The organism is Micromonospora sp. NPDC000316, assembly GCF_042898885.1.
Lineage (GTDB): Bacteria > Actinomycetota > Actinomycetes > Mycobacteriales > Micromonosporaceae > Micromonospora.
Genome location: NZ_JBIAZG010000006.1, coordinates 339,492 through 355,608 on the forward strand (window position 1 = coordinate 339,492; position 16,117 = coordinate 355,608).

Consider the following 16,117-nt stretch of genomic DNA (forward strand, 5'->3'; position numbering starts at 1 on the left):
CGCACTCTAGGCATCGCGTACGACAGCGACCCGCCGGCCTAACCCAGGTCGGCCAGCCGCCGCGCCCAGTCGCCGCCCACCGGGTCCAGCTCCATGATCCGGGTGTCGTCGTCGCGGCGGTCGATGCGGACCCGCAGGTGCGCGTCGACCAACTGCTCCACCAGGCCCTCGCCCCACTCCACCACCGTCACCGACTCGTCCACCGAGGCGTCCAGGTCCAGGTCGTCGATCTCGGCACGTGGGTCGCTGGCAGCGCCCAGGCGGTACGCGTCGGCGTGCACCAGCGGCACCCGGCCACCGGCTGCCGGGTCGGGCCGGTGCACCCGGGCGATAACGAACGTCGGGGAGGTGATGTCCCCGAGTACGCCAAGCCCCGCGCCGACGCCCTGGGTGAGCGCGGTCTTTCCGGCACCCAGCGGGCCGGTCAACAGCACCAGGTCACCGGCCCGCAGCAGCCCGGCCAGTCGACGGCCGAACTCCCGGGTGTCCTCGACGGTAGGCAGTTTGACGACGTGACTCACCGGTCCTCCACGTTCTCCAGTGACCCGAGAAACCGCTCCAACGCGGCGTTGACCTCGTCGGCGTGCTCCAGCATCACCACGTGCCCGCTGTCTTTGATTTTGACGAACTCGGCGTGCGGCAACCGTCGGACGATCTCCTCGGAGTGGGTCACCGGGGTGATCATGTCCTTGTCGCCGACGACCACGAGCACCGGGGCGTTCGCCAACGCGGCAAGCGCCGGGAAACGCGAGTGCGTGGCGATGGTCCGAAGGTAACGGGTCACCGTGTCGGCCGACGTCCGGGAGTTCATCATCTCCACGTAGGACACAAGCGCTGGGCTGGGCTTCCGCGTGCCGAAGCCGTACTTGCGGGTGAGCAGCCAGGCCACGTTCGAGGTGGACTTGCGCGCCTTGTCGATCACCTGGCCGCCGTACCGGGTGGCGTTGCTGGCCATGTAGAGCACCGGGGCGCCGACCCTGCCCAGCAGCGCCGGCGCGACAAGCTTGGTCTCCGCGATCAGACCGCCCGAGGTGGCCATCAGCACGGTGCCCACCACCCGGTCACCGAACAGCTCCGGGAACAGCTCGGCGAACGCCATGATGGTCATGCCGCCCATCGAGTGGCCCACCAGCACCAGCGGCCCCTCCGGGGCGGTGCGGTCGATCACCTGACGCAGCGTCCGGCCCAGCACCGCGAGGTCGTACTCACCGGTCTCCAACCGGCCGGACCGGCCGTGGCCGGGCTGGTCGTACGCGACGATCCGGTAATCGCCGCGCGCGGCGAGCATCTGGCGTTGAAAGTGGAACGTGCCCATGTCCAGGCAGAAGCCGTGCACAAGCACCACCGTCGGATGCCCGGCCACCGGGCGTGTCGGCTCGACCACCTCGACGTGGATGTCGGTGCCGTCCGGCAACTCCAGCCGGAACGCCTCGTCGCACGGCTGGTCGTCGAACGTCTCGTGCGCGTAGCGGTCGGTCGGGTCGGACTTGAGCCGACGCACCACTGTGCGTTCGGTCGCGACGCCGACGGCCAGACCGGCGGCGGCCACCCCCACCGCGCCCAGCAGGCCGGCGACCCGACCAGCCGCCGTCCGAGGGCGGGGGATGCGGTAACTCACGGCTCCACCCTGGTTCGCGACTGCGGGGCTCGCAAACCCGGCTCACTCCTCGCGCTCACGGCTCCGCCCTGGTTCGCGACTGCGGGGCTCGCAAACCCGGCTCACTCCTCGCGCTCACGGGCGCTCGCCGTCATAGACGCGCGGCACCCTCGTGCTGCCGAACCGGGTGACGATCTCGTAGTTGATCGTGCCGACCGCCTCGGCCCAGTCGTCGGCGGTCGGTACGCCGTCGGTGCCGTCACCGAACAACGTCGCCACGTCGCCGTCGGCCACCGGGTCGTCGCCGCAGTCGATCACGAACTGGTCCATGCAGACCCGCCCGGAGATGGTCCGCCGTGCGCCGGCGAGCTGCACCGGCCCGGTGTTTGACGCGTGTCGGGGCACACCGTCGGCGTACCCGAGGGGCACCACGGCCAGGTTCGCGTCCGCCGCCGTGGTGTAGGTGTGCCCGTAGGAGACGCCGGTGCCGGCGGGCACCCGCTTGGTGAGCATCACCCGGGCACGCGCGGTCATCGCCGGCCGCAGCCCGTACGTGTCGCCGGCCACCGGGGAGAGACCGTAGACGGCAAGCCCCGGGCGGACCAGGTCGAAGTGGGTGTCGGGGCGGGTCAGGGTGGCCGCCGAGTTGGCCAGGTGCCGCCAACGCGGCCGCAGGCCGGCCTGCTCGACCATTGCCAGGCCCTCGTGGAACACGGCGAGTTGCCGGTCGGTGGTCGGATGGCCGGGCATGTCCGCGTACACGAAATGGCTCCACACACCCACCACCTCGACGAGGCCGTCGGCCTGCGCCTTGGCGGCGGCGTCCAGCAGCGCCGGCCAGTCGGCGACCGTCGCGCCGCCCCGGGACAACCCGGTGTCGATCTTCAGGTGCAGTCGGGCCGGGCGTTCGGCACGCCGGCTCGCCTCGACCATCTCGTCCAGTTGCGACAGGCTGGCCGCGCCGAGGTCCACGCCGGCGCTGACCCCCTCGTGCAGCGGCAGCCCGGGTGCGAGCAGCCAGGCAAGCACCGGCGCGGTGATCCCGGCCCGGCGCAGCGTGAGCGCCTCGTCGAGGGTGCAGACGCCGAGCCAGTCGGCCCCGGCGTCGAGGGCCGCGCGGGCGGCCGGGAGCATGCCGTGGCCGTACCCGTCGCCCTTGACCACAGCCATCACCTCGGCGGTGGTGCCGGAGCGGAGCCGGCTCACGTTCTCGCGGATCGCGTCGAGATCAACGCGTACCTCGGCCTGCCACATGCACCCAGCCTACTTTCCGCCCTGATCACCGCGGGCGGCGACGCACAGCCCCGGCAGTCAAACCGACCAGGAACCCGTAAAACGTCATGATCCGCCCAGCCGGGCGATGACCGGACGCAGCGCGGCCGCGACGTCGGGCGCGGTCACCGGGCCGCCCCGGGACGCCTCCCGGCCGGCCAGCCCGTGCAGGTACGCGGCAGCGGCGGCGGCGCGGTCCGCCGGCACCCCGGCCGCCAGGAACGAGCCGAGCAGCCCGGCCAGCACGTCACCCGTGCCGCCGGTGGCCAACGCCGGGGTGCCGGTCGGGTTGACGTACGCCCGGCCGTCCGGCGTGCCGATCACCGTGCGGTCCCCCTTGAGCAGCACCACCGCGTTCATCCAGGCGGCCAGCCGTAGTGCGGCCCCGACGCGGTCGGCGCCGGGCTCCTCGCCGCAGAGCCGGGTGAACTCCCGGTCGTGGGGTGTGACCACGATCGGCGCGTCCCGGCCGCGCAGCCGGTCGGCGAGCGAGCCGTCCACCAGCAGGGTCAACGCGTCCGCGTCGAGCACCACAGGCACCGGGGCGGCCAGGACGGCCCGCAGCTCGGCTGCCGCGTCGTCGCCGGTGCCCAGCCCGGAGCCGCACACCCAGGCCTGCACCCGGCCGGCCTCGCCGACCCGACCGGTGGCGATCACCGAGGGGTGTTGGTGCAACACCTCGACCCGGGCACCGCCGGCGTAGCGGACCAGGCCTGTCGGCCCCGCGAGGGCCCCGCCGACGGAGAGCACTGCCGCACCCGGGTACGTCGCCGAGCCGGTCGCCACCCCGACCACGCCCCGGGTGTACTTCTCCGACGCCGCGCCCAACTCCGGCCACCACTGCACGACGTCGGACCACTCGGTGACCCGCAGCGCCGGTGTGCCTCGCAGCCACGGCCCCAGCCCGATGTCGACCAACTCCACCTGCCCGGCCAGGGCGGCTGCCGGCCCGACCACAAGTGCGGGTTTCAACGCGCCGAACGTCACGGTCACATCGGCGCGTACGGCGGTGGGCCGCCCGGACGCGGCCAACGGGACGTGCCCGGTGTCCACCGCCACCCCGCTCGGCACGTCCACGGCCAGCACGGTGGCCCGGTCGCCGTCCCTGCCGCGCAGCTCGTCGAGGCGCTGGACCGTCTCGTCGGCCCTCGCCCGGAGCCCGCCCGTGCCACCGATGCCGACGATTCCGTCGAGGACCAGGTCGACCGGGCCGTTCGGGCTGTCGACAAGCCAGCCACCCGCGGCCCGCAATGCGGCGAGGCCCGCGGCGTGAGCACGCCCGGGGGTGAGCAGCAGGGCGGACACCTCGACCCCCCGGCGGGCCAGCCGCTCCCCCGCGTAGAGCGCGTCGCCGCCGTTGTCGCCGGAGCCGACAAGCAGCAGCACCCGGCCGCCGTACACCCCGCCGCGCTCGGCGAGCAGCAGCGCGGCCCGGCGGGCCAGCCCGGCGGCGGCGCGCTGCATCAGCGTGCCCTCCGGCAGTGTGCCCATCAGCCCCGCCTCGGCCGCCCGTACGTCGGCCACCCGCCACACCGGTCTCATGTCACCGTGTCCCATCCGTTCGCGGGTGGACCGGCACGGCCCACCCGGCCGACGTCACCGTTCCGCGACCACCATTGCCGACGCGATCCCGCCGTCGTGCGACAACGAGAGATGCCAGTTGTTGATCCCCCGCGCGACGGCCGCCGCCGCGACGGTGCCGGAGACCGTCAGCCAGGGACGGCCGTCCGGGTCGGGCACGATCTCGCAGTCGTGCCAGCTCAGCCCGGCCGGGGCGCCGAGCGCCTTGGCGACGGCCTCCTTCGCGGCGAAGCGGGCGGCGAGCGACTCGGGCGAGCGCGGGCTGCCGGATCGGGTGGCGCGCTCGGCGTCGGTGAAGAGCCGGTCGGCGAGCAGCGGCGTCCGCACCAGGGACCTGGCGAACCGGTCCACAAGCACGACGTCGATGCCGACAGCGACGATCACCAGACCACCCTACCGGCGGCGCGGGCCGCAGATTAGCTGTCGGGCACGCGGTGGGCAACGCCTGTGGACACCCCCGGTGTACGGCGTCGAGCGGCTGTCCACAGGGCACCCCGCCGCGCCTCGGCCCTGCCTAGCGTCAGCGCGTCGATGCCGATCGTCAACGGGGGTGGGGTCATGACCGAGGAGCCGTTCGCCGTCCAGCCGCAGGAGTTGCGCGCCGTGGCCGGTGCGCTCGACGACGAGGCGTACCGGACGGCGCGGAGCCTGGCCGGGGTGCCAGGCCTGCTGGTGACGGCACCCGATTGGCGGGCTGCCGAGGCCCTGGCCGGGTTGGAGGCGGCCGGGCACATCTGGTTCGGCCGGCTGGGCGCTCGGGTGGCGGCGGCCGCCGGTGGGGTGCGGGCGTCGGCCGAGGCGTACGAGACGGTGGACGACCGGGCCGCCGGCCGGTTCACGGGCGCGCACCGGTGAACGCCGTCGGCTACCGGCAACTCTGGGCCGCCAACCCCGGCGGGTGGCGGGCCGCCGGTGCGGCCTGGGCCGGGCTGACCGGGCCGGTGCGGGGGCGCGTCGACGGGTTGGGCGGGGCTGCCGGGCGGTTGCGGGGCGGCTGGTCCGGTGCGGCGGCCACGGCGGCCGACACCCGGCTCGGCGGCCTGCGCGACGAGTTGGCGTCGGTGACGCCCGCGCTGATCGAGGCCGACCAGGTGCTGGCCGATCTGGCCGGGCGGCTGGTGGCGGCGAAGGCCCGGCTTGGCGAGGCGGTCGCCCTGGCCGATGCGGCCGGCCTGGTGGTGGACCGGGCGGGCGGGGTGCACGTCGATCCGGCCCGAGTGCAGCCCACCGAACGGACCGGCGTGGCGACGGCCCGGGTGGCGGCGGCGCTGCGGGACGCGCTCGACCGGGCCGGGGCGGCGGACCGGGCAGCCGCCGACCGGTTGGACGAGCTGGCCCGGGCCGCCGCGTCCGGCTGGGCGTCCCCACCGCCGCCCGGTCGACCCGATCCCGGGGCCTCGCCGACCGTGGTGCGCGCCTGGTGGTCCGGGTTGACCCCAGCCCAGCGGCGGTGGCTGGTCCTGCGTGAGCCGGCCCTGGTCGGCCACCTCGACGGGGTGCCGGTGGCCGCCCGTGACCAGGCCAACCGACTGCTGCTCGGGTCCCGGCGTGCGGAGTTGCTCGCCGAGCGGCAGCGGTTGCTGGCGCGGGTGCCTCCGGGGCCTGTCGCGTCGGTGCGGTTGCGAGCGGTGGCGGCACGGCTTGCGGGCCTGGACGCGCTGGCCGAGCGCCTCACGTCGGCGGGGGAACCGCGGGCGTACCTGCTGGGGCTGGACCCGGCCGGTGAGGGCCGGGTGGTGGTGGCGCTCGGCGACCCGGACCAGGCCGACCGGGTGCTGACCTACGTGCCGGGGACCACCGCCGGCCTGGACGACGCCCCCGGCGACCTGGGTCGGGCTGCGCGGGTGTTGGACCGGTGCGCGGCGCTCGCCCCGGGTGAGCGCAGCGCGGCGGTGCTCTGGTTGGACTACGACGCGCCGGATTTCCTCCACGAGGCGGCGTCGGCCGGCCAGGCCCGGGATGCCAGCCCGGCGCTGCACCGCTTCCAGGAAGGGCTGCGCGCTACCCACGAGGGACCGCCGGCCCGGCAGACCGTGCTGGGGCACAGCTACGGGTCGCTCGTGGTGGGCATGACCGCCCGGGAGCACGGGTTGGCCGCCGACGCGCTTGTGTTCGTCGGCTCACCGGGGGTCGGTGCGGGGAATGCGGGCGAGTTGGGCGTACCGCCCGGGGAGGTGTGGGCCAGCCGCGCCCCCGACGACGTGATCCGCCTGGCCCGGCCGGTCGACGAGTTGGGCCGCGAGGCCCTGTTCGGCACGACGCCGCTCGCCGCCGTGCTGGGCTGGCCCGACCGCACCGGCCATGAGCTGTGGTTCGGTCACGACCCGGCCGACTCGGGGTTCGGTGGCCGGGTCTTCCGCAGTGGCCGGGGCGGGCACAGCGGCTACTGGGATCCGGGCAACCCGGCGCTGGACGGGATGGCCCGCATCGTCCTGGGCCGCTGAGTGCGCCGGCCGGGCCCTGGGGCGTTCGACGAGCGGGCCCCGGCCACGCGCATCTGCGGCGACCGGGGCCCGGAGCGCGGGTGCCGGTTACTCGACGGTGACTGACTTGGCCAGGTTGCGGGGCTGGTCCACGTCGTGCCCCCGGGCGGCGGCGATCTCGGCGGCGAGCACCTGCAGCGGCACAGTGGTGACAAGCGGGGCCAGCAGCGTCGGCGTACGCGGCACGTAGATGAGGTGGTCGGCGTACCGGACGACGGCCTCGTCGCCCTCCTCGGCGATCACGATCGTGCGGGCGCCGCGCGCCCGTACCTCCTGGATGTTGGAGACGACCTTGTCGTGCAGCATGCCCCGGCCGACCGGAGAGGGCACCACGCAGATCACCGGGGTGCCCTTGTCGATCAGGGCGATGGGGCCGTGCTTCAGCTCACCGGCGGCGAAGCCCTCGGCGTGCATGTACGCCAACTCCTTGAGCTTGAGCGCGCCCTCCAGGGCTACTGGGTAACCGACGTGCCGGCCGATGAACAGGATGGTCGGCTCGGACTTCAGCTCGCGGGCCAGCTCGCGGACGGGCTCGATCCGGGCCAGCAGCTCGCGCAGCTTGGCCGGCATCTCCTGGAGCTGGGCGACGACCGCGCCGACCTCGTCGGCGAACTTGATCCCGCGCACCTGGGCCAGGTGCAGACCGATCAGATAGCAGGCGACCAACTGGGTGAGGAACGCCTTGGTGGAGGCGACGGCGATCTCCGGCCCGCCGTGCGTGTAGAGCACGGCGTCCGACTCACGCGGGATGGTCGAGCCGTTTGTGTTGCAGATGGCGAGCACCCGGGCCTTTTGCTCCTTGGCGTGCCGCAGCGCCATCAGGGTGTCCATCGTTTCGCCGGACTGCGAGATCACCACGATCAGCGTGGACCGGTCGAGCACCGGGTCGCGGTAACGGAACTCGCTGGCCAGCTCCACCTCACACGGGATCCGGGTCCAGTGCTCGATGGCGTACTTGGCGACCATGCCGGAGTGGTAGGCCGTGCCGCAGGCCACGATGAAGATCTTGTCGACGTCGCGCAGATCCTGGTCGCTGAGACGGACCTCGTCGAGGGCGATCTCACCGGTCTCGGTGAGCCGGCCGAGCAGAGTGTCGGCGATGGCCTGCGGCTGCTCCTCGATCTCCTTGAGCATGAACCAGTCGTAGCCACCCTTCTCGGCCGCCGACGAGTCCCAGTCGATGTGGAAGTCCTTGCCGGCGGCGGGCTGGCCGTCGAAGTCGGTGATCTCGATGCTGTCGCCGGTGATCAGGACGATCTGGTCCTGGCCCAGCTCCACCGCGTCACGGGTGTGCTCGATGAACGCGGCCACGTCGCTTGCCAGGTAGTTCTCCCCATTGCCCCGGCCGACCACCAGCGGCGAGTTGCGCCGGGCACCGACGACCGCGCCGGGCACTGCGGCGTCGACCGCGAGAAGGGTGAACGCGCCCTCCAGCCGCTGGCAGACCACCCTCATGGCGGCGGCGAGCAGTTGTGGGCTGTCCGGCTGGCCGGCGGCACGCAGGTCGGCGAGCGCGGCGGAGAGCAGGTGCGCGGCGCACTCGGTGTCGGTGTCGCTGGTGAACTGGACGCCGTCGGCCTCCAGCTCGGCGCGGAGCTTGGCGAAGTTCTCGATGATGCCGTTGTGGATGACCGCGACCCGGCCGTCGGGGGCAGTGTGCGGGTGGGCGTTGCGGTCGGTCGGGCCGCCGTGGGTGGCCCAGCGGGTGTGCCCGATGCCTGTGGTGCCGTCACCGATGCCGATCGGGCTGGCAGCGCAGGAGGTCGGGTCGTCGGCGGCCCGCTCGGAGAGCACCTTCTCCAGGTTGGCCAGCTTGCCGGCTTTCTTCTCGGTGAGCAGTTGGCCGTCGCAGACGATCGCGACGCCCGCCGAGTCGTAGCCGCGGTATTCCAGCCGCCGCAGCCCATCGAGCACGATGCCCAGTGCGGGGCGTGCGCCCGCGTATCCCACGATTCCACACATGGCCCGCAGCCTAACCCAGTTTCGCTCATCACGGTTGCTCGAAAGCCGGCTAAACAAGCACCGGATCTGAGTGATCGGTGGTTGTCAGGCCCCAAAGGGACGAGCGTCACCGGCCCGGTCGTCGGCGCCCGCACAACGGGGTTGCGGCAGGCGCCCAGGTACGACACTCTCTCGGCGGGCTCGGCAGGTCCCTTCGTGGCCGTGCGTCCCATACCCACTCCCGTCCGGAGCAGCCATGTCCGACGCACCCCCGCCCGATCCGACCTCGACGCCCCCGCCCGATCCGACCCCGACACCCTCGCCCGATCCGACCCCGACGCCCCCGCCCGATCCGACCCCGACACCCTCGCCGGAGGGCGCCGTTACGGGTGGTCAGCCGACGAACCCGGGGGCCGGCTTGACGTCGCCGGGCTCCATCCCGGCGCCCGACCCGTTGGCACCGGGCCAGCCCTGGGCACCCCCGGCCCCGTGGACCGCCGGGCAGCCCTCCGCGCCCTGGACCCCCGGGCAGCCCTGGACGCCGAGCCCGCCGTCCGCGCCCTGGACGCCCAACGCCCCGTCCGCGCCCTGGACGCCCGGCCCGACGGAGACCTCGTGGACGCCCACGGCGGAGACCCCCTGGCCGCCGCCGACCGGTCCCGACCCGTCGTACGCCGGATACCCGCCACCGGGGTACCCACCAGGCCACCACCCGCCGACCGGCTGGCCGCCGCCGGGTTATCCCCCGCCCTATCTGTACCCCGGCTACCCCGGCTATCCGCCGGGCGGCGGCCGGCCGTCGGGCGGCACCGGTCGGGTGGTCGGGATCGTCGTGGCGGTCGTGGTCGCGCTTGTCCTCGTGCTCTGTGGCTGCTTGTGCGTGGGCGGCCAACTGCTCGGCTCGTTGGGCTCGGGGTCGGTCGTCGAAGACCCCTACGGCGACGCCGATCCGTTCGACGACGAGGGCGGCTGGACCCCCACCGCAGAACCGACCGCTCCCGAACCGACCGCCCCCGAACCGACCGCCGCCGCGCCGACGCCCACCAAGGTGCCGATCACGCGTCCCACCTCCGGGCCTGCGCCGGTGACGGTGGTCTACGAGGTCTCCGGAACGGGTGCGGCGGACATCGCGTACTTCGACGCCGAGAGCGACCTCATCCACGTCGACGGGGCGAAGTTGCCCTGGCGCACCACGATCCGGACCAACGGCACGAGCCGCGTCATGGTGGAGGCGAGATGGTCCGACTCTGGTGAGAGGCCGCTCGACTGCACCGTCACGGTCACCGGCGCCGGCAAGCCGGTCGTCAACAAGACTCGGGGGTACTGGGCGACCAGCTGCGCGCCCGAGTGAGGCTGGGGTTCGGGCGGGGGTGGGACGTAGGCTGGCGCAGGTGACGACGAGCACCGATGTCGACCCGCTGGTGGCCCGGATGCGGCCGTTCGGCACGACGATCTTCGCCGAGATGTCCGCCCTCGCCGTGCGCACCGGCGCGGTCAACCTGGGCCAGGGCTTCCCGGACACCGACGGCCCACCGGAGATGCTTGCCGCCGCCGCCGAGGCCCTGCGCGGCGGGCACAACCAGTACCCGCCTGGTCCGGGGATCCCCGCTCTGCGCGCGGCGGTCGCGGCTCATCAGCGGCGGTTCCACGACCTGGAGTACGACCCCGACGGCGAGATCGTGATCACGGCGGGCGCGACCGAGGCGGTGGCGGCGAGCATCCTCGCTCTCTGCGAGCCGGGCGACGAGGTGGTCTGCTTCGAGCCGTACTACGACTCGTACGCCGCCTCGATCGCACTTGCCGGCGCGGTCCGGCGGCCGGTGACCCTGCGCCCGGCGGCCGACGGCAGGTACGCGTTCGACCCGGAGGCGCTGCGCGCGGCGTTCGGCCCGCGCACCCGGCTGGTGCTGCTCAACTCACCGCACAACCCGACCGGCAAGGTCTTCACGCCTGCCGAGTTGGCGCTGGTCGCGGAGCTGTGCCAGGAGTACGACGCGTACGCGGTCACCGACGAGGTGTACGAGCACCTCGTCTTCACCGACGCGTCGAACCCACACGTGCCGTTGGCCACCCTGCCCGGGATGCGGGAACGGACGTTGCGGATCTCGTCGGCCGGCAAGACGTTCTCCTGCACGGGCTGGAAGGTCGGCTGGGCGAGTGGGCCGGCCGCGCTGGTGTCGGCGGTGCTGCGGGTGAAGCAGTTCCTCACCTTCGTGAACGCCGGCCCGTTGCAACCGGCGGTCGCCGTGGCCCTGGCCCTGCCGGATGACTACTTCACGGGCTTCCGCGATGGCCTCCAGCAGGGACGCGACCAGCTGATCGGCGGTCTCACCGACGCCGGGTTCGAGGTGCTGGTGCCGGAGGGGACGTACTTCGTCACCGCCGACATCACGCCCCTCGGCGGCCGCGACGGTGTGGAGTTCTGCCGCTCGTTGCCAGAGCGCTGCGGTGTGGTGGCGGTGCCGACGCAGGTCTTCTACGACGACGCCGACGCCGGCCGACGGCTGGTCCGGTTCGCCTTCTGCAAGCGCCCCGAGGTGCTGACCGAGGCGGTCACTCGGCTACGCGCGCTGACCCCAGCCCGCTGACCCCAGCCCGCCGAGTCGGCCGCCCACCCGCCGACCCCAACCACCGACCCATCCCGCCAGCCGGTCGCGGCCGCTGACCCCAGCCCCCCGACCCGGCCGGCTGCACGCGCTGACTCCGGCCCACCGACCCGACCAACCACTCTCGGATAGCTATGGAGCTGATGTCGCAAACGATTCAGCCCTTGAGAGGGCCGGTCGTTGCCGTGCCGATGCCGTCAAACGGTTCAGCCCAGGACTACTCCCCCGATGCCGATGCCGTGCGGCGACCCAGCTTCAAAGACCGGCTGCTGCTTCGCTGATGTCGTAAACGATTCAGCTCCAAAGGACCGGGACAGCACCGACCCAGGGTGACGGTCGCGCCGGTCGGCCGGCCTGCCGCCCTCGGCGCGACCAGCCCAGTCGGCCGAGCTTGGCCACACGCCCGAGCCCAGCCAGCCGAGCCCGACAAACCCGGGCACAACCAAGCCGGCCGGCCCGAGCATGCGGCGGGCCGGCCGGAGTGCGGGTGCGGGTGCGGGTGCGGCTACGCGGCGGGGCTGGCGGTGCGGACCAGGGCGGCGATCCGCTCGGCGACCTCGCGAGCGGTCGTCTCGGTGGCCGCCTCCACCATGACGCGGACCAGCAGCTCGGTGCCCGACGGGCGCAGCAGCACCCGGCCGGTCTCGCCCAGCTCTGCCTCGGCCCGCTCGACCTCGGCGCGGACGGCCGGCGCGTTGGCACCCACTGTGCGGTCGCCGACCGGGACGTTGATGAGCACCTGCGGCAGCTTGGTGACCACCGACGCCAGCTCGGCCAGGGACTGACCGGTGGCGGCCATCCGGGCCATCAGGTGCAGGCCGGTGAGGACCCCGTCGCCGGTAGTGGCGTGCTCGGGCATCACGATGTGGCCGCTCTGTTCGCCACCGAGCGCCAGGCTCGATGCGCGCAGCTCCTCCAGGACGTACCGGTCACCGACCTTTGTCTCGATCAGCCGGATGCCCTGCGCGGACATCGCGAGTCGCAGGCCGAGGTTGCTCATCACGGTGGCGACCAGGGTGTCCTGGGTGAGGGTGCCGGCGTCGCGCATGGCCAGCGCGAGGATCGCCATCACCTGGTCGCCGTCGACCTCCTCGCCGTCGGCGGTGACCGCCAGGCAGCGGTCGGCGTCGCCGTCGTGGGCGATGCCCAGGTGGGCGCCGTGCTCGACCACAGCCTCGCGCAGCGCCTCGATGTGGTTGGAGCCGCACTCGTCGTTGATGTTGAGCCCGTTGGGCTCCGCGTGGATGGCGATGACCTCCGCGCCTGCCTCCCGGTAGGCGACGGGGGCGACTTCGGCGGCGGCGCCGTTGGCGCAGTCGACCACGACCTTGATGCCGTCGAGCCGGTGCGGCACGGTGCCGACCAGGTGCTGGACGTAGTGGTCCGCACCGTCGAGCAGGTCGTGTACGCGGCCGACGCCCGCGCCGGTCGGCCGGTCCCAGGCGGTGGTGGCGTTCGTCTCGATCGCCGCCTCGATCCGCATCTCGATCTCGTCGGGCAGCTTGTGCCCGCCGGCGGCGAAGAGCTTGATGCCGTTGTCCGGCATCGGGTTGTGCGAGGCGGAGAGCATCACCCCGAGGTCGGCCTTGGCTTCCGCGGTGAGGAACGCCACGGCGGGGGTGGGCAGCACGCCCACCCGCACCACGTTCGCGCCGGCGCTGGTCAGCCCGGCCACCACGGCCGCCTCCAGCATCTCGCCACTGGCCCGGGTGTCCCGGCCGACAACGGCGAGCGGCGGATGGCTGCGATCTGTCTCGGCGAGCGTGTGCGCCGCGGCCACGGCGAGTGCGAGCGCCAACTCGGGAGTGAGATCCGCGTTCGCCCGCCCGCGTACGCCGTCCGTGCCGAACAACCGACCCATACCCGCCAACCTCCGATGAGCACTGCAGATGAGGAGAAAGCGGAACGGTCGGTCCGCCTCCCCGTGTGAGGGAGGCAGACCGACCGTTCGTCAGAAGTACAACGCGCTGGTGAAGATCAGCGCTTCGAGTACTGGGGAGCCTTACGGGCCTTCTTGAGGCCGTACTTCTTGCTCTCCTTGACCCGGGCGTCCCGGGTGAGGAAGCCGGCCTTCTTGAGGGCCGGGCGGTCGTCCGGCTCGCTGATGATCAGCGCGCGGGCGATGCCGAGCCGCAGCGCACCGGCCTGGCCGGTGGTGCCGCCGCCACGCAGGTTGGCGATGACGTCGAACTGCTCGAGCTTCTCGGCGGTGACCAGCGGGTCCTTGATGAGCTGCTGGTGCACCTTGCTCGGGAAGTAGGCCTCGAGGTCCTGGCCGTTGCAGGTGATCTTGCCGGTGCCCGGGACGATGCGGACCCGGACGATGGCCTCCTTGCGGCGGCCCACGGTCTGGATCGGCCGGTCACCACGAGGCGCACGGGCGACGGGCGCCGGCGCCTCGGTGGCCTCGGGGGCTTCCGGGGCGACCTCGGTCTCGATGATGTCGGTCATGCTGCTTCCTTCGCCCGCGCTCACTGCGCGATCTGCTTGATCTCGAACGGCACCGGCTGCTGCGCGAGGTGCGGGTGCTCGGCACCGGCGTAGACCTTCAGCTTCTTGATCAGCTGACGGCCGAGCTTGTTGTGCGGGAGCATCCCCTTCACGGCCAGCTCGATGGCCCGCTCGGGGCGCTTGGTCAGCAGCTCGTCGTAGCCGATCTGCTTCAGACCACCCGGGTAACCGGAGTGGCGGTAAGCGACCTTGGTCTGGCGCTTGTTGCCGGTCAACGCAACCTTGCCCGCGTTCACGATGACGACAAAGTCGCCCGTGTCGACGTGCGGCGCGAAAGTCGGCTTGTGCTTACCACGCAGCAACGTGGCGGCGTGGGTGGCCAGGCGGCCCAGCACGACATCAGAGGCGTCGATGACGTGCCACTGACGCTCGATCTCACCCGGCTTCGGGCTGTACGTACGCACAGGTCTACCTTGTCTCGTCGTCGGTCTGGGGTCGCGCGCCGAGGTGACCAGATCTAGCAGGCCGGACCAGCGCGCACGAACGACCAAGCGTACCTGATAGGGCACGCCTCTGGATGTCGTACAACAGCAGGCAACGATACCCGGCGCCCTGTCGGCAGGTCAAAACGGGGGTGCGGTCCCGTGCGCCGACGCGCCGACCGTGGCTCAGCTCACACTCCAGCGAGCCGTTCGGCTCGTGGATGACTATAGACGACCCAGGTCACCGCGAAGCACAGCGCATACCAGCCGATGAAGACCAGGTAGGCGGCGTCGGCGTTGCCGGAGCCGAGGAACGACTGGCGGAACGCGATGTTGACGAGCACCCCGCCGGAGGCGCCTATCGCTCCCGCGATGCCGATCAACGAGCCGGTCATCCGCCGCGCCCACCGCGCGGCGTCCTCCGGATCACGGCGCCCCGCGGCCACCGCGTCCGCCGCCCGGGCCCGGAAGATGGCCGGGATCATCTTGTACGTCGAGCCGTTGCCGATGCCGGAGGAGACGAAGAGGGCGAGGAACCCGGCCAGGTAGAGCCCGAATGAGCGTTCCCGGGCCGCGTACAGCACCGTGCCGGCGCCGGCGGCCATCGCCACGAAGTTCCAGAAGGTCACCCGTGCTCCGCCCAGCCGGTCGGCGAGGTGCCCGCCCAGCGGCCGGATCAGCGAACCGACAAGCGGGCCGAGGAAGGTCAACCAGGCGGCGTCGACGGGGGTGGGGAACCGCTCGGCGAACTGGAGTTGCAGTACCTGGCCGAAGGCGAAGCCGAACCCGATGAACGAGCCGAACGTGCCGACGTACAGCAGCGGCATGACCCAGGTGTGCGGGTCGCGGGCGGCCTCGCGCAGCGCGCCCGGCTCGTTGCGCGCCCCGGGCACGGTGTCCAACCAGCGGGCCGCCGCCAGCGCGGCCAGCACGATCAGCGGCAGGTAGACCGCCGGCACCAGCCGGGGGTACGCGGCACCGGCGGTCGCGAGCACCGCCAGCCCGACCAACTGCACGGCGGGTACGCCCAGGTTGCCACCGCCCGCGTTGAGCCCGAGGGCCCGGCCCTTGAGTCGAGACGGGTAGAACAGGTTGATGTTCGCCATCGAGGAGGCGAAGTTGCCGCCGCCGACCCCTGTGAGGCAGGCGAGCACCATGAGCGTGGAGTAGGACACTCCGGGCTCCAGCAGCACCGTCATCGGCACCGTCGGCACGAGCAGCAGCAGCGCGCTGATGATCGTCCAGCGCCGCCCGCCGAAGCGGGCCACCGCCAGGGTGTACGGCAGCCTCAGCATCGCGCCCAGCGCGGCGGGCACGGCGGTGAGCAGGAACTTGCCGGCCGGGTCGATGCCGTACTCGGGGCCGAGGAAGAGCACTGTCACCGACCAGAGGCTCCACACGGAGAAGCCGACGTGCTCGGCGAAGATCGAGATCCAGAGGTTGCGGCGAGCGATCGGCGCACCAGTCGTACGCCAGAAGTCGGGGTCCTCAGGGCGCCAGTCGTCGAGCCGGCGCCGGGTCGCGGTGGTGGCCGGTGGCCCGGCGGTGACTGCGGTGCTGGTGAGCGTGCTCACGGCGGCTCCTCCTCGTCGATGTGACAGGGAGGAACGCTAGTACGGCAGCCGCCGTTCGGGATCATGGCTGGAGTTCGAGGCTGAGGCGGTGTGTGTAGTGCGATCGTCGGGCTCGGGCTTGATGCCGGCG

At 72.7% G+C, this 16,117-nt stretch carries 15 protein-coding genes; 4 read left to right on the forward strand and 11 right to left on the reverse strand.

The genetic code is table 11. The features are described 5' to 3' along the window. Window positions 1–38: 38 nt before the first annotated feature. The 5 genes from tsaE to ACFY2Q_RS16425 all read right to left on the reverse strand — a co-directional run bounded on the left by tsaE (window position 39) and on the right by ACFY2Q_RS16425 (window position 4,834). On the reverse strand, window positions 39–521 hold the full coding sequence (gene tsaE, locus ACFY2Q_RS16405) for a tRNA (adenosine(37)-N6)-threonylcarbamoyltransferase complex ATPase subunit type 1 TsaE (RefSeq protein WP_387130895.1): 483 nt from the start codon (window positions 519–521) through the stop codon (window positions 39–41). Further along, window positions 518–1,618, reverse strand: coding sequence for an alpha/beta fold hydrolase (locus ACFY2Q_RS16410; RefSeq protein WP_387130897.1), 1,101 nt, complete (start codon window positions 1,616–1,618; stop codon window positions 518–520). Before ACFY2Q_RS16410 ends, tsaE begins: the two co-directional genes overlap by 4 nt. A 114-nt stretch (window positions 1,619–1,732) precedes the next feature. Further along, complete coding sequence (alr, locus tag ACFY2Q_RS16415) at window positions 1,733–2,851, reverse strand: alanine racemase (protein ID WP_387130899.1); 1,119 nt, start codon at window positions 2,849–2,851, stop codon at window positions 1,733–1,735. A gap of 84 nt (window positions 2,852–2,935) precedes the next feature. Next, a complete protein-coding gene (locus tag ACFY2Q_RS16420) occupies window positions 2,936–4,411 on the reverse strand; it encodes an NAD(P)H-hydrate dehydratase (RefSeq protein ID WP_387130901.1) in 1,476 nt (491 codons plus the stop codon). Between the two features lie 54 nt (window positions 4,412–4,465). Further along, on the reverse strand, window positions 4,466–4,834 hold the full coding sequence (locus ACFY2Q_RS16425) for a holo-ACP synthase (protein WP_387130902.1): 369 nt from the start codon (window positions 4,832–4,834) through the stop codon (window positions 4,466–4,468). A gap of 174 nt (window positions 4,835–5,008) precedes the next feature. Here ACFY2Q_RS16425 and ACFY2Q_RS16430 point away from each other — a divergent pair, with 174 nt between their 5' ends. After that, complete coding sequence (locus ACFY2Q_RS16430; RefSeq protein WP_387130903.1) at window positions 5,009–5,305, forward strand: hypothetical protein; 297 nt, start codon at window positions 5,009–5,011, stop codon at window positions 5,303–5,305. Beyond that, window positions 5,302–6,894 (forward strand): alpha/beta hydrolase, encoded by a 1,593-nt coding sequence (locus tag ACFY2Q_RS16435; RefSeq protein WP_387130905.1) that lies wholly within the window; start codon window positions 5,302–5,304, stop codon window positions 6,892–6,894. The genes ACFY2Q_RS16430 and ACFY2Q_RS16435 overlap by 4 nt, the downstream gene beginning before the upstream one ends. Before the next feature lie 87 nt (window positions 6,895–6,981). Here the strand turns inward: ACFY2Q_RS16435 and glmS are convergent, their stop codons facing one another. Continuing rightward, window positions 6,982–8,895, reverse strand: coding sequence for a glutamine--fructose-6-phosphate transaminase (isomerizing) (glmS, locus tag ACFY2Q_RS16440; protein ID WP_387130907.1), 1,914 nt, complete (start codon window positions 8,893–8,895; stop codon window positions 6,982–6,984). 372 nt (window positions 8,896–9,267) lie between these two features. Then, window positions 9,268–9,501: a hypothetical protein gene (locus tag ACFY2Q_RS16445; RefSeq protein WP_387130909.1), complete on the reverse strand. Its 234-nt coding sequence runs from the start codon at window positions 9,499–9,501 to the stop codon at window positions 9,268–9,270. A 205-nt stretch (window positions 9,502–9,706) separates the two neighbouring features. Between ACFY2Q_RS16445 and ACFY2Q_RS16450 the strand changes: the two genes are divergently transcribed. Both ACFY2Q_RS16450 and ACFY2Q_RS16455 read left to right on the forward strand, forming a co-directional pair. After that, a complete protein-coding gene (locus ACFY2Q_RS16450; protein ID WP_387130910.1) occupies window positions 9,707–10,225 on the forward strand; it encodes an MmpS family transport accessory protein in 519 nt (172 codons plus the stop codon). 40 nt (window positions 10,226–10,265) lie between these two features. After that, window positions 10,266–11,462: a pyridoxal phosphate-dependent aminotransferase gene (locus tag ACFY2Q_RS16455; RefSeq protein WP_387130912.1), complete on the forward strand. Its 1,197-nt coding sequence runs from the start codon at window positions 10,266–10,268 to the stop codon at window positions 11,460–11,462. A gap of 523 nt (window positions 11,463–11,985) precedes the next feature. Here the strand turns inward: ACFY2Q_RS16455 and glmM are convergent. The 4 genes from glmM to ACFY2Q_RS16475 all read right to left on the reverse strand — a co-directional run bounded on the left by glmM (window position 11,986) and on the right by ACFY2Q_RS16475 (window position 15,987). Further along, complete coding sequence (glmM, locus tag ACFY2Q_RS16460) at window positions 11,986–13,341, reverse strand: phosphoglucosamine mutase (RefSeq protein WP_387130913.1); 1,356 nt, start codon at window positions 13,339–13,341, stop codon at window positions 11,986–11,988. A gap of 116 nt (window positions 13,342–13,457) precedes the next feature. Beyond that, entirely contained in the window at window positions 13,458–13,931 is a 474-nt protein-coding gene (rpsI, locus tag ACFY2Q_RS16465; RefSeq protein ID WP_387130915.1) for a 30S ribosomal protein S9, read from the reverse strand. A gap of 20 nt (window positions 13,932–13,951) precedes the next feature. Further along, a complete protein-coding gene (gene rplM / locus ACFY2Q_RS16470; protein WP_053653864.1) occupies window positions 13,952–14,395 on the reverse strand; it encodes a 50S ribosomal protein L13 in 444 nt (147 codons plus the stop codon). Between the two features lie 209 nt (window positions 14,396–14,604). Beyond that, window positions 14,605–15,987, reverse strand: coding sequence for a nitrate/nitrite transporter (locus ACFY2Q_RS16475; protein ID WP_387130917.1), 1,383 nt, complete (start codon window positions 15,985–15,987; stop codon window positions 14,605–14,607). Window positions 15,988–16,117: the final 130 nt, after the last annotated feature.